Below are 12,813 nucleotides of genomic sequence, written 5' to 3' on the forward strand. Positions count from 1 at the left end.
GATGGCCGCGGCAAATCGGTCGAACCAAGAAAAAAGGCGCGCCCGTTGGGACGCGCCTTTCCAGTGTTCGGGAACCGTAGACCGGAAGGATTATTCCGCCGCCTCGAACTGGTTCATCGTGTTGTCGGCACCGCCGGCCTTAAGGGCCGCATCGCCGGCGAAATATTCCTTGTGGTCGTCGCCGATGTCGGAGCCGGCCATGTTCTGATGCTTCACGCAGGCGATGCCCTGGCGGATTTCCTCGCGCTGCACCTGCTTCACATAGCCGAGCATCGCTTCGTCGCCGAAATAGCGCTTGGCGAGATTGTCGGTCGAGAGGGCCGTCGTGTGGTAGGTCGGCAGCGTGATGAGGTGGTGGAAGATGCCCGCTTCACGAGCCGCATCCGCCTGGAACGAGTTGATCTGGCGATCAGCTTCCTGGCCGAGCTCGGTCTCGTCGTACTGGCTCGACATCAGCTTGCCCTCATCATAGGCGCTGAGATCGCGACCCTCCGCCTGCCACGTGTCGTAGACGTGCTGGCGGAACTTCAGCGTCCAGTTGAAGGACGGCGAGTTGTTGTAGACGAGCTTGGCGTTCGGCATGACCTCGCGGATACGGCGCACCATGCCGCCGATCTGCTCCACATGCGGTTTTTCGGTCTCGATCCAGAGAAGGTCCGCACCGTTCTTGAGAGACGTGATGCCGTCGAGAACGCAGCGGTCCTCTCCCGTGCCTGGCTTGAACTGATAAAGGTTCGAGGCAAGGCGCTTCGGACGCATCAGCTTGCCGTCGCGCTTGATGACGACGTCGGAGCTCTTGAGGTCTTCGACGGAGACTTCCTCGCAATCGAGGAAAGAGTTGTACTGGTCGCCCAGATCGCCCGGTTCGGCCGAATAAGCGATCTCCTTGGTCAGCCCCGCGCCGAGCGAGTCCGTGCGGGCAACGATGACGCCGTCGTCGACGCCCATTTCGAGGAACGCGTAACGCAGCGCGCGGATCTTGTGGATGAAGGCCTCGTGCGGAACGGTCACCTTACCGTCCTGGTGGCCGCACTGCTTTTCGTCCGACACCTGGTTCTCGATCTGGAGGGCGCAGGCACCTGCCTCGATCATCTTCCGGGCGAGAAGATAGGTCGCCTCGGCATTGCCGAAGCCGGCATCGATGTCGGCGATGATCGGCACGACATGGGTTTCGTGGTTGTCGATCGCGTTCTGGATCTGGCGAGCCTTCACCTCGTCTCCGGCCTCACGGGCCTTGTCGAGGTCGCGGAACAGCATGCCCAGCTCTCGGGCATCGGCCTGCCGCAGGAACGTGTAGAGCTCTTCGATCAGCTCCGGCACGGTGGTCTTCTCGTGCATGGACTGGTCCGGCAGCGGGCCGAATTCGGAGCGGAGCGCCGCGACCATCCAGCCGGAGAGGTAGAGATACTTCCGTTTGGTGGAGCCGAAATGCTTTTTGATGGAAATCATCTTCTGCTGGCCGACGAAGCCATGCCAGCAGCCGAGCGACTGGGTGTACTGCGAGGGATCGGCGTCGTAGGCCGCCATGTCCTCGCGCATGATCTTCGCGGTGTATTTCGCGATGTCGAGGCCGGTCTTGAACTTGTTCTGCGCTCGCATGCGCGCAACGGCCTCGGGCTCAATCTCGCCCCAGGAGTCGAACTTTCTCTTGAGGTCGATGATGTCCTGGATATCGGTCTGGTAAGCTGACATGGTGGCACCCTCGGGCTTTTTGTCTCAGTTCTGTAAAATCTTTGACGATGCGGTGTCGATTTCGAACGAAGGATGGGAGTTCGTGGCAAAGTCGTCCGCGTCGTCTTCCTTCGCAATATCGGTCTAAAATCTGAGAAGGGCTACATTTCTGCGGTCTCTGAACTGTCAAAAGCGGTCACGATGTCGAACCTTGATATGACAGAATGAGATAGATTGTAAAAATTTTTACAACCTTGATTGGCTACGCTTCAATAATTGCCGAAGCCAGATGAGATCTCGCAGGATCGAACCGCGGCGAACGAAGCATTTTCGCGTTCCCATCATGAAAACAATGGCTCGGCACCTTCTCTCGACTGTCCGGCGAGACTAGGTGGCCCGATCTCGGTCCGCTCCAGGCAAAACGACGATGCGCGCATTTCTCATCCAGACCTACGAACGGCTGAAGGGCTCCTACTGGTTCTTTCCCGCTCTCATGGCCTCGCTGGCGGCCCTGCTCGCTGTGGTTCTGGTCCAGCTCGATTCCGTCGTCCCGCCGGCCTTCTTCGGCAGCAATCCGTTCTTCTATGCAACGCAGCCCGATGGGGCCCGGTCGCTCCTCGGTGCAATCGCAGGCTCGATGATCGGAGTCGCCGGCACCGTTTTCTCCGTCACGATGGCCGCGGTCGTCTTCGCCTCCAGTTCCTACGGGCCGCGGCTTCTGACGAACTTCATGAACGATCGCGGCAACCAGATCACTCTCGGTACCTTCGTCGCCACTTTTGTTTACAGCATTCTTGTTCTGCGTTCGGTCCGCGATGCATCAGAAAACGATGCGCTATCGGCGATGTTCGTACCGAACCTCGCAGTCTACGGCGCAATCGCGCTTGCTATCGCGTCGATCGGCGTGCTCATCTTCTTCATCCATCACGTTCCGTCGAACATTCATATTTCCAACGTGATCGCTGAGATCGGCCAGTCCCTGGTCGCCCGGATCGACACGATGTTTCCCCAGAAGGTCGGCCATCCGCCGAAAGCGGAGAACCACGAGAATGTCCTTTGGCAGGTGCCGGATTGCTTCCGCCTGAATGGCGAGACCGCCGACCCGCCGGCCTATGCGGAAGTCCGCGCAAAGCGCTCAGGCTATCTGCAGGTCCTCGACCACGAAACGCTGATGAATGCGGCCCGCGAACACAACATCATCATCCGCCTGAACTGCCGTCCCGGCACATTCGTGCATCCGGGCGTCTATATTTTCGACGTATGGCCGGCCGAGCGGCTGACCGATGCGGCGGATGATGCGCTTCATTCGGCACTCGCCCTCGGTAGTATGCGTAGCCCCTCCCAGGACCTCTTCTTTCTCATTGACGAACTCGTGGAAATCGCAGCGCGGGCGCTCTCGCCGGGCGTCAACGACCCCTTCACGGCGACGACCTGCATGGACTGGTTGAGCGCGGCCTATTCGTCCTTCGTCGGTCGCGATCAGGTCGATCCGTTGCGCACGGACGGGGAAGGGAAATTGCGGCTGATCGCGCCGTCCTTCGATTTCGCCGGCTACCTCGAACAGGGCTTTGGAAATCTAAGACAGTATGCCGCGAGTGACCGCATCGCAGCGGTTCACTTCCTCAAAGCGCTCGGCGATCTGCTCTCGATCGCCGAACGTCCTTCGGAGATCGAAGCTCTTCGTGACCAGAAGCTTAAGCTGCTGATCTTGTCACGCAAGGCGCTGACGGACTCCAATCTCCAGGCGGTCGAGGCGGAGGCGGACGCCTTCGATGCGCGCGATCGGCATCCGCGGCACAGGTCGGACAGGAACGCCAGCTCGATCGACTGACGATGAACGGGCGATGCGCCGTCGATCAGGCCCGTTCTGCGCGTGAGCGGCCGAGAAATCCGCCGGCAATGCTGACGATCGCGCCGAGGAGCAGTGCGACGAAGGCGGAGAAGGCTGCCGCCGCCACCGAACGTGCGGCATCGTCAGCCGTCTGTCTTGCGGTGCGGACCATCTCGTCGAAGGATTGCTGATAACCGGCGAGCCGCTGCTCGGCCGCCGGCTGCGAGAGACCACCAAGCTCCTGAATTGCCGTCACGGCCGCCTGGCGTTCCTCGTCGCTTGCCGTTTCCGAGAGCGCCGCAGCGATGGCCGAGAAATTAACTGGGCTGTCGCCCGTATTTTGAGTGGCCGCGGCAGCGTCTCCTGACTCGGGGTCTTCACCTGTCGCCTCTTGGGCTGCGCTCTCGCTTCTCGCAAAGCTCAGGGCCCGAAGATCGGCCGCAACGCTGGCCGGCAGGCTCGGTCCGGTGCTGACCGGTGTTGCGAGATTGCTTGCGGCGGTGGAAAGACCCTCTACCGAGGCGCCGACTGCGCCGAACGCACCGCCGAGGACGGAAGATGCCGTTCCGCCGAGAACGACGACGACGAGTAGGGTCGCAACGGCCCAGGTGACGAGCCCATGGAGGATTGAATCCACCTTTTCCGAAAGGCCGGCGAACCGCGCTGTGGCGAACGCACCGATGAACAATCCGACCAGAGCTGCAATCAGCGAGTAGATGCCGGCCGCAGAGGCGAGGGCGGTCACGGATCGATCTGTTCCGGGTAGGCCACCGAAGCCGAGGCCGAGGCCGAGAAGCCCGAGCATCAGCTGGATTGCGATGGCGAGAATGACGCCCGCGATCACTGCGCCCCACACGATCGTGCGCGAACGTGTACCGCCTGTGCCGCTACCGCCCGAGTAGCGTTCTCTCCGATATTCGCCGATTGCCATGCGTTCTTTACCCACTCTCGCGACCTGCCCCGAAAAACGGGATACCACCAGCACGAACGTAAGGTACAGGCAATATGATCGGGTCCTGGCTCGACGAGATTCTTCTTTGTTGAGCTATCCTTATTGCCGAAGGCGCCCTTTGCTCTGGATTCAGGCTGCTATAGCCGGCATTCACTTGCGCTTGGACAGGTCCGAGGTCCGGCATTACGGCCGATCTCGACAAAACTGATTCGATCTGCTAGAGGCGCGCGACCAAATCGAAACCGGACGGCGTTATCGCTGAACGAGCGTCCTGACCACACATTAGCAGAAACACTGGCGGAACAGTCCTTGCAGATCATCGTCCGAGACAACAATGTCGAGCAGGCCCTGCGTGCTCTTAAGAAAAAGCTCCAGCGCGAGGGCGTTTTCCGCGAAATGAAGCAGCGCAGCTTCTACGAGAAGCCGTCCGAGAAGCGCGTTCGCGAAAAGGCCGAAGGCGTTCGCCGCGCCCGTAAGCTGGCCCGCAAGCAGGCCCAGCGCGAAGGTGTCCTGCCGGGTCGCGGCCGCTAGGGCTTTTCAGCCTCCAAAATCGAGACTTTCCTTTGAGGCAGCAGTCGATTCAGATGTCGGCTGCTGCCTTTTGCGTTGCCCGTAAGCCACAATCTCGCTTTCCATCCGGGTCGACGTCTTCACGGTCTCCAATTCGGCGTGATCGCCCATTAGGAAGAGGACGTCGTCCAAGAGAGCAATCGCATCCGGAGCCCGTTCGAACCGTGAAGGTGCAGCCCGCCATCGCCCGCCGTCCCCGCATTACTCTCGTACCGGCATTTGTCGCCGTTGCTGCCGCAGTCGCCCTCGCTGGTTGCCAGACCGGCAGCGAGCCGATGGTGAATGCAATCGCGCTCGACGCCAATCAGGGTCTCGATCAGAACATCTCCTCGCTGACCCAGACGGTGAATGCCAATCCGCAGGACCCGGAAGCCTACAATGTACGTGGCACCGCCTATGGCCGCTCAGGCCAGAACGAGGCTGCGATCCAGGATTTCACGACTGCGATCTCACTGGACCCCAACTTCTATCAGGCCTACGCGAACCGCGCACTGATCTACCGGCAGACCGGGGAGCGACTGAAGGCGGTCGAGGACTACAACCGCGCCCTCCAGATAAATCCGAACTACACCTCGGCCTATATCGGCCGCGGCAATATCTACCGCCTTGCCGGTCGCAACAAGGAAGCGCTCGTCGATTTCCAGCGTGCCATTGATCTCAACACGACCGATCCGCGCGCCTACCACAATCGCGGTCTGCTCTATCAGCTCGACGGCCAGCACCAACAGGCGATCGAGGATTTCTCCAAGGCGATCTCGCTGCAATCGACCGCCGCCGAACCCTATTCCGGCCGCGGCGTCTCCTACCTCGCCCTCAACGACGTCGAGAACGCCGCCGCGGATTTCCAGGCCGCGTTGAAGCTCGACCAGACGAAGGCGGAATACTGGGTCAACCAGGCTATCCTTCTGGAACAGCAAGGCGACCGCCAGAAAGCCTTCCGCTCTTACTCGCGCGCCGCCCAGCTGGACGGCAACTACGCCCCCGCAAAAGAGGGCATGAGCCGCACGCGGGGGTGAACGAGCCCGGACGGATTTGTTCCGCCTGACCACCTGCGGTGCCGACTGTCTGAAAGTGAGCGTGTGAGCTTCTCTCCGCTTTGCCATCTCGTCATCAAGGCTTCGTTTCCGATGACGCTGCCGCGATCTTTTCTGCGTGCCACGCCGTCTTTTCCTGACCGAGATCGATGGCGAAACGCAGCGCCGCGATGTGCTGGCGATGCCAGGGCTCGTCCCTGAGTGCTGAATCGACGGTCTCGTCGGCTTCGCCTCTGTCCGGTCTCTCCTCTTGAAGGCAAGCAAAGACCGGCTTGCCGTACCGCTTCCAGCCATCCCAGTTGGCCGTCACAGCGCCGTCCCAGTAGAGCGTATGAGTGAAGAAGCGTCTGATCCATGCCGGCCCGGTCGGCCTGCGGATGGTGACCTTCATGTCCCGTATGCCAAAGCCGAAGCCGGGTTCGTGCCGGCCGCGCTCGCGCTCAATCTTTGTCTCGCCCTGCTCGCGCACCTTGATGAGGCGCTCTGCCGAGAGCCCGCCGACCGGGCCGGACACAAAGTCGCCGAGGACGATCCTGGAGGGCTGGTCGTAGATGTTCGTCCACCGCGTGGCGGCGAACATGGACGCGTGTTGCGGGCGGAGATCGAGCGTTGTCGATGGATCGTTGAATCGGCTCATGACCACCTTGGGCTGCCCCGTGTCCCCGTTCGTCGCCGGGGTTTCAGTCTGGGCCGATTGAATTTTCACATCCTTGCGGATGACCGACCCATCCTTTTCTTTCGCGTCAGCAAAATCGGCCTGCGTCGGATTGCGGACTTCACCGCTCTCTTCGACCACGAGCCGGAACTCCGCCGATCGCTGTCGATCGGGGCGGTTGGTCCGGGCATTGCTCATATCCTCGACGACGGTCGGCAGGGGTGGGGAGATCGGCAGCTGCCGATCGAGAACCTTCTGGGCGAGTTCGAGATGATCCTTCGCGAGCAGGAACTCGCAATGGGTGAGGGGGCTTCCGAGCGTCACGAAATCGGAGATGCGCCAGACCATCGGGGCAGGCTTATCGTCATCCTGTGTGCGCCTGCGCTCTTCCTCGTCCAATCGAGCCTTGGCAGACAAAGCTTCGAAGACGCCATACTGGGCATTCTGATACGCCATGAGGTGTTCATCGCGCCATGGATCCCGCTGGTCCATCCCGTCCGATCCTTGCGGTGCAGGCGTCTTGCTCTTGGGCCGTGACTCCCGCTCCAATTCCGCGAAGGTCGCGGCCTCGACCACCTTGTCGATCGCCTTTGCGACCTCGTTTGTCTGGTTATTCTTTCTTTGGAGTCCGGCCTCGAGCCAGAAGAGACGCAGGAGGTCGTAGGCGATAATGCTTCCAAGGCTGTGCCCGACCACGACGATCCGTTCATAGGCCGGCGGCGGCGTCGCACCCTTCCGAACCTTCTCGCCGTCTTCTGGAGGCTCGATCCGATGGAGAGCCCGCAGCAGGCCGAGCCCGCGCTCGTGGATCGCTGCACGCTTCTGGATGTTGGCTCCGGTGACCAGGACATAGCGGGCGACGTCCCCCAGATAGGGAACTACGACAACCTGAAGGACGAGGCCGATGCCGGCACCGATGATCATCGACCAAGCTCCGAGGGCGGTGACGGCCCAGAGCGTCAGATAGACGACAAAGCCGACGAAGCCTGCCCAGAGAAGGACGGCGCGCCTGTCTCGTCTGTCGGGAAGCCATGTCGGATCGACCTCTTTTGCGTCGAAGGCGTTCTTGCGCGCCCTGAGCTTCGATCGCGAGATGGACACGGCGCCAATGGCGGCCATCACGCCGGCAATGGCGGCGAACAGGTGGCTGCCGAGAGGCGAGGGATCTCCTTTCCCGTCCCAGTTGAAGGGCGTCGGGATATGTGAAACGAAGCGGGCGATCGAATTGTGGGTGTTCCCGGTCATCTCCGCGACGGCCTGGATCATGCCGACGAAGAAGAAGAGGCTGGCGACGACGGTCAGAACCCAGAGGGCGACCCATGCGGAGACGACATTGGTCGGCACCTGATAGGGCCAGCGTAGAAGCAGGCCGCGCACCCAGGACTTGAGATGATCCCAGGAGGTGCCCTGCATGATGTCCGCCCAGTAGAGTTCGTAGAAATCAGTGCGGATTCCCCGGTCGTCGGGCGGCGTGGTGATGCGCGAGAGTTCGGCCGAACCCGTGCGTCCGTCGGGAACGATCCAGAGATGGTTCAGCCAGAGATTGGGCGCGAGCTCGAAGCAGGGTTTCGAAATCCGGCCTTTCTCGCATTGGTCGGCATCCTTGCCACGCTGCTGAAACTTGCGCGTCAGCCTGGTGTCTTTCTCCCAGACCTCCCGCACGAACGATCGTAGCGTTTCCATGGGCCGCTGTTCGCCCATGCCGTGGATGACGAGGACGGCCTGACGGCGAATGTCGGATGAACTCGCGGATGACTTCGAAGCGTCGATGTTCCGCGATTGTCTGGTCGAACCGGCGTGGTCCGCCCCTTCTTCCGAGCGAGCGTCAGCAGCGTCTTGGTCTTCGATGACCATGAGAACCTCCTACGCCCCGAGACGTAAGAGTTGCCGAATGATGGCGTTTCGTCAACTCAGAGATTTCCGGGGCGGGATCCAAGACTTCATCCGAGGCTCAGAACAGCGTTGCTTACTCGCTGTCAAGCTGGGAGACGAAGTTGTTTACCTGCTCGCAATGCGCGGCGAGAACGGTTTCTTCCATTTCTCCGATCTTCGTGACGTAAGGCATCACGATATCGTTGAAGCTGAGAATGCCGCCGAGCGGGTCGTCGGTCACTAGCCCCTCGCGATATTTGTCGAGGAGCGCGGCCGGCTCTTCGACACTGCAATCTTCTACCGAGGCCATGATGATCGCCAGCTGGTTCTTCGTCAGCTGCTGACCGTCAACGAGAACTTCGCTGCCCTCCTGTGCCATAGCGGTCGAAAGGGGGAACAGGCACGAGAATGCGACAAGAAGGATGCGCTTCATTTCAACATTTCTCCCGAGTATGCCTTCGCCCGAAAGCGGCATGAAGGCTCTAACGGAGAAGTAGTATAAAGGCCCGTTTTCCAAACATAAATTCAGTTAGCCGGGCTGTGCGCAGCGAGCGAGAGGCGACGCGATGTGGCGCCTTACGCCGCCCCGATCAGCCGATAGCTTACCTTGGTCGGATCCGGCACATAGGCCGATTCCGAGCGGGCCGTATCGCCGATCCTATCGTGATGCGGAGACTTGACGCAGGCCGGGTCTGTCGCGGCGGCATCGCCTACGAGTGCGAGGGCCTGGCAGCGGCAGCCGCCGAAATCGATGTTTTTCCTCTCACAGGAGCGGCAGGGCTCCTGCATCCAGTCCGTGCCGCGGTAGGCCTCGAACGCAGGGCCGTTGTACCAGACGTCGGCTAGGTCGTGGTCCCGCACAGACCAGAAGTCGAGATGCTCGATCGTCTCGGCCGCATGGCAGGGCAGCACCTTGCCGGACGGCGTGACGGACAGCGTGCGCGTGCCCCAGCCGCCGTTACAGAGCTTGGGATATTTCGCGTAATAATCCGGGAACACCGCGTCGATGACGAGTGTGCCCTTCAGCCGTTCGCGGGCTTCTTCCACCTGCTCGATCGTCCGGTCCACATCGGCCTTGGTGGGCATCAGGTGCGCGCGGTTCTTCAGCGCCCAGCCGTAATACTGGGTATGGGCGATCTCGATGCGTTTCGCCCCGAACTCCACCGCCTTCTCGATCATGGTCGGGACCTGATGGATGTTCTGGCGATGGATCACCGAGTTGAGCGTCAGCGGAAACCCGCGCTCGACAACCTGCTTCGCGAAAGCCTGCTTTCGCTCGAACGCACCCTTCATCCCGGCGACCGCGACCGTGATTTCCTCGTCTGCGCCCTGCATGGAGAGCTGGATGTGGTCGCAGCCGGCTTCGAGCAACGCGTCGAGTTGGCTCTCCTTCACGCCGACGCCGGAGGTTATGAGATTGGTGTAGAGGCCGACCTCCGCCGCATGGCGGGTCAGTTCGACGATATCCTTGCGGGCGCAGGGCTCGCCCCCGGACAGATGCAGGTGGATGACGCCGAGTTCGGCGGCTTGGGAGAAGACCCGCTTCCAGGTCTCGGTATCGAGTTCTGCCGAGCGGCTTTCGAGTTCGATCGGATTCGAACAATAGGTGCAGCGGAGCGGGCAGCGATGAGTGAGCTCGGCCAGAAGGCCGATCGGCGGCTGGGGTTTAGGCTTCGCGCTTGCCTGCGGGCGCTCGTCGAGTAGGGTCTCGCTCATTCGTTTCCTCCGTTCGGTGACGGGCCTGTCGCGTGTTTTTTGTCCGCGCTCGGTTGCCCGCCAGTTTATCTTATATCTGTCCCTTGCCGCGACGCGAGTTCAAGCCGTTTTATAGGAGGAATGCTCGCGGCAGAATGCGAAGACCTCCGGTATACGTAGTCGTCATGCTCGGGTTCTGTCCCGACCATCCAGAGGACTCTCGTCTTCTCTACGGCCTCGTGGCTCGACCAGTGTCCGGTGCCCAACGATTATCCGCGCCGGATCCTCGGGGCAGGGCCTGAGGCTGACGAGCGAGGGAAATTACAGCGTCACCATCTGCTTGTCGCGGAGATCGATCAGAAACGCCTCGACATCGGGCCGGATCACCGCTTCATCGGCCGTAAAAACTGTCGCGAGATCAGTGATGATCCCCGCGAGATGCGTCTTCCCGTCGACACGCTTCAAAATCTCCACCGAAACGCCGTCGATGTTGTAGATGCGCTCCGGCCCGACCAGAATATACCCGCCGCGCGCCTTGTCCTCGCGAAACCTGACGCCATGCGGCAGCTTCGGGACCGTCTCGTCTGCAAGTTCGCTCATTCGGCCGCCTGGCGCGCTTCTGCGGCGAGCATGGTTCCGGGTTTCCAGGCATCGAAGGGCAAGTGACCCGGCTCCACATAGGCGTGGTGGACCGCGTCGAGCTGCGCCCACAGCACCTGACACTTGAACTTCAGCGCATCGATCACCGCCTGCTGCTGTTCCGGCGTTTGGGCATTTTCCAGACAGTAGTTCAATGCGAAATCGGAATCGCGCTTGGCCTGAACTGGACGCTTGTCGAAATAGGCGAGGGTGTCGCGTGTGATGAAGTCGTAATGCTCCAGCATGCCCTTGGTGCGGATGCCGATCACGTTCGGCGAGAAGAGCTCGGTCAGCGAAGAAGCGATCGCCTCCAAGAGCGTGCGGTCGCGCACGAAATGCACATAGGCATCGACCGCGAACCGAGTGCCGGGAAGGATGCCTGCTCCGGACATCACATAGTCCTTGTCGAGCCCGACACCCTCGGCGAGCGCGATCCATTTCACGATGCCGCCGCGTTCGGTTTCGGTGCCGTCATGGTCGATGATGCGCTCGCGCCATTCCTGACGGAGGGCCACCGTGTCGAGCCGAGCGAGGATATGTGAATCCTTCACCGGGATCATCGACTGATAATAGTATCGATTCAGCGCCCAGGCCTGCACCTGTTCGCGCGAAAGCCGGCCTTCCTGGAGCATGATCTGGAAGGGGTGGTTGGAGTGATAGCGGGTCTTGCCGATTTCGCGAAGCGCCGCTTCGAGGTCTGCTTTCGACATCATTTCGGTCATAGGCTGAGATCCATCCCATCATAGGCGACCTGCCAACCTGCCGCCTCGACTGCTGTCTTTTCCTCCGACCCCTCGATCCAGATCGGATTGGTATTGTTGATGTGAATATAGACGCGTTGGCCGATCTTCGCACCGTCGAACGCGCTGAGGCTCCCGCCTTCGCCGGAAATCGGCATATGGCCCATTCGCCTGCCAGTCTTGATGCCGACGCCCGCGTTCTTCATTTCCTCGTCGACGAAGACAGTGCCGTCGAAGAGCAGCGCGTCCGCCTCCGAAACCCGCGCTTCTAGGCTCTCAGGCACATGAGCGCAGCCGGGTATGTAGAACAGCGTCTTGCCATGCGCCGAGAGTTTGACGCCCACGGTCATCTCGCTTTCCTCGCCCACATCCACGGTGTCGGTTTCGAGGTAGAGCGGCACCTTGCCGGGCACCGAGAACAGTTCGGCGGTCAGGCCCGGAACCGGCTCGAACGGTTCACCGACCGCGATCTTGCGCTTGGCGACATGGTTGGGATCGAGGACCTGAAACACAGGATTGGCTGCGATGATGTCGTGAACACCGCCCGTCGCATAGAGCGCGAAATCCTGCTTTTCCCGAAGCGTCAACAGGCCGGCGGTATGATCGACGTCGCCATTGGTGATGAGAACAGAGGCAATCGGTGACGATCGTTTCGCACCGTCTCGCGCGCTGCCTGTCGCGCTCGGCCGCATCGGTTCGAGATGCATGACCTGTTGTCTAAGATCGGGCGAGGCGTTGAGGAGAAGCCAGTTCTCGTCATCGGCCGTGACGGCGATGGAGGATTGTGAACTTGCGCGAACTCTCTCGTCTCCCTCCCAGAAGAGGCGACAGGTTTCGCAAAGGCAATTCCACTGGGGGTATCCGCCGCCTGCTGCGGCCCCTAAAACCAAAAGCCGCAGGCGAGGTTTCCCCCGCCCGCGGCTATCAGACATGGTCTGCAACTTAGAATTCGATCGGCATGTAGCCGTTGATTTCCATTGCGACGCAAACTTCAGTGATAACGGGCTTATTCCAGGCCATTATAGTCTCCCAATTGTGTCCTTTGCGAGCATACTGATGCTCACCACCAGTGCCCAGCCACACCTGATATAGCAAAGCGAGACCCAGCTTTGAAGGGTCATTCACGCGCGACTAAAAGATAAGGGAAAAAGTCC

12 protein-coding genes are annotated in these 12,813 nt (G+C 60.8%); 3 read left to right on the forward strand and 9 right to left on the reverse strand.

Features of this window, described 5'->3' with window-relative positions; translation table 11 throughout:
• Nucleotides 1-90: 90 nt before the first annotated feature.
• Nucleotides 91-1,692 carry an isocitrate lyase gene (locus tag ABRA89_RS11850; RefSeq protein WP_349941691.1) on the reverse strand — a complete coding sequence of 534 codons (1,602 nt, stop codon included), beginning with the start codon at nucleotides 1,690-1,692 and terminating at the stop codon, nucleotides 91-93.
• 406 nt (nucleotides 1,693-2,098) lie between these two features.
• Here ABRA89_RS11850 and ABRA89_RS11855 point away from each other — a divergent pair, with 406 nt between their 5' ends.
• Nucleotides 2,099-3,502, forward strand: a complete 1,404-nt coding sequence (locus tag ABRA89_RS11855) for a DUF2254 domain-containing protein (RefSeq protein WP_349941692.1) — start codon at nucleotides 2,099-2,101, stop codon at nucleotides 3,500-3,502.
• Nucleotides 3,503-3,527: 25 nt separating this feature from the next.
• On the opposite strand, the gene ABRA89_RS11860 is transcribed toward ABRA89_RS11855, so the two are convergent.
• Nucleotides 3,528-4,433 carry a hypothetical protein gene (locus tag ABRA89_RS11860; RefSeq protein WP_349941693.1) on the reverse strand — a complete coding sequence of 302 codons (906 nt, stop codon included), beginning with the start codon at nucleotides 4,431-4,433 and terminating at the stop codon, nucleotides 3,528-3,530.
• Between the two features lie 330 nt (nucleotides 4,434-4,763).
• On the opposite strand from ABRA89_RS11860, the gene rpsU reads away from it, so the two are divergent.
• Together rpsU and ABRA89_RS11870 are read left to right on the forward strand one after the other, a co-directional pair.
• Entirely contained in the window at nucleotides 4,764-4,985 is a 222-nt protein-coding gene (rpsU, locus tag ABRA89_RS11865; protein ID WP_349941694.1) for a 30S ribosomal protein S21, read from the forward strand.
• A 203-nt stretch (nucleotides 4,986-5,188) separates the two neighbouring features.
• Complete coding sequence (locus ABRA89_RS11870) at nucleotides 5,189-6,040, forward strand: tetratricopeptide repeat protein (RefSeq protein WP_349941695.1); 852 nt, start codon at nucleotides 5,189-5,191, stop codon at nucleotides 6,038-6,040.
• A gap of 94 nt (nucleotides 6,041-6,134) precedes the next feature.
• On the opposite strand, the gene ABRA89_RS11875 is transcribed toward ABRA89_RS11870, so the two are convergent.
• From ABRA89_RS11875 to pqqA, 7 genes are all read right to left on the reverse strand, one after another.
• Entirely contained in the window at nucleotides 6,135-8,567 is a 2,433-nt protein-coding gene (locus tag ABRA89_RS11875) for an MFS transporter (protein WP_349941696.1), read from the reverse strand.
• A gap of 112 nt (nucleotides 8,568-8,679) precedes the next feature.
• Nucleotides 8,680-9,018 carry a hypothetical protein gene (locus ABRA89_RS11880; protein WP_349941697.1) on the reverse strand — a complete coding sequence of 113 codons (339 nt, stop codon included), beginning with the start codon at nucleotides 9,016-9,018 and terminating at the stop codon, nucleotides 8,680-8,682.
• Nucleotides 9,019-9,161: 143 nt separating this feature from the next.
• Nucleotides 9,162-10,301, reverse strand: coding sequence for a pyrroloquinoline quinone biosynthesis protein PqqE (gene pqqE, locus ABRA89_RS11885; protein ID WP_349941698.1), 1,140 nt, complete (start codon nucleotides 10,299-10,301; stop codon nucleotides 9,162-9,164).
• Between the two features lie 300 nt (nucleotides 10,302-10,601).
• Complete coding sequence (gene pqqD / locus ABRA89_RS11890) at nucleotides 10,602-10,880, reverse strand: pyrroloquinoline quinone biosynthesis peptide chaperone PqqD (protein ID WP_349941699.1); 279 nt, start codon at nucleotides 10,878-10,880, stop codon at nucleotides 10,602-10,604.
• Nucleotides 10,877-11,641, reverse strand: a complete 765-nt coding sequence (gene pqqC / locus ABRA89_RS11895) for a pyrroloquinoline-quinone synthase PqqC (protein WP_349941700.1) — start codon at nucleotides 11,639-11,641, stop codon at nucleotides 10,877-10,879. Before pqqC ends, pqqD begins: the two co-directional genes overlap by 4 nt.
• Nucleotides 11,638-12,558 (reverse strand): pyrroloquinoline quinone biosynthesis protein PqqB, encoded by a 921-nt coding sequence (gene pqqB, locus ABRA89_RS11900; protein ID WP_349941826.1) that lies wholly within the window; start codon nucleotides 12,556-12,558, stop codon nucleotides 11,638-11,640. The genes pqqC and pqqB overlap by 4 nt, the downstream gene beginning before the upstream one ends.
• A gap of 43 nt (nucleotides 12,559-12,601) precedes the next feature.
• Nucleotides 12,602-12,679 carry a pyrroloquinoline quinone precursor peptide PqqA gene (gene pqqA, locus ABRA89_RS11905; RefSeq protein ID WP_007067894.1) on the reverse strand — a complete coding sequence of 26 codons (78 nt, stop codon included), beginning with the start codon at nucleotides 12,677-12,679 and terminating at the stop codon, nucleotides 12,602-12,604.
• Between the last annotated feature and the right edge of the window lie 134 nt (nucleotides 12,680-12,813).

Origin of the sequence: Fulvimarina thalattae, assembly GCF_040239565.1 — a bacterium.
In the GTDB taxonomy this organism is placed as follows: domain Bacteria; phylum Pseudomonadota; class Alphaproteobacteria; order Rhizobiales; family Rhizobiaceae; genus Fulvimarina.

Coding starts and splice junctions, on each gene's coding strand:
- ABRA89_RS11850 (WP_349941691.1), bottom strand. CDS start 1,692: ATGTCAGCTTACCAGACCGATATCCAGGACATCATCGACCTCAAGAGA.
- ABRA89_RS11855 (WP_349941692.1), top strand. CDS start 2,099: ATGCGCGCATTTCTCATCCAGACCTACGAACGGCTGAAGGGCTCCTAC.
- ABRA89_RS11860 (WP_349941693.1), bottom strand. CDS start 4,433: ATGGCAATCGGCGAATATCGGAGAGAACGCTACTCGGGCGGTAGCGGC.
- ABRA89_RS11875 (WP_349941696.1), bottom strand. CDS start 8,567: ATGGTCATCGAAGACCAAGACGCTGCTGACGCTCGCTCGGAAGAAGGG.
- ABRA89_RS11880 (WP_349941697.1), bottom strand. CDS start 9,018: ATGAAGCGCATCCTTCTTGTCGCATTCTCGTGCCTGTTCCCCCTTTCG.
- pqqE (WP_349941698.1), bottom strand. CDS start 10,301: ATGAGCGAGACCCTACTCGACGAGCGCCCGCAGGCAAGCGCGAAGCCT.
- pqqD (WP_349941699.1), bottom strand. CDS start 10,880: ATGAGCGAACTTGCAGACGAGACGGTCCCGAAGCTGCCGCATGGCGTC.
- pqqC (WP_349941700.1), bottom strand. CDS start 11,641: ATGACCGAAATGATGTCGAAAGCAGACCTCGAAGCGGCGCTTCGCGAA.
- pqqA (WP_007067894.1), bottom strand. CDS start 12,679: ATGGCCTGGAATAAGCCCGTTATCACTGAAGTTTGCGTCGCAATGGAA.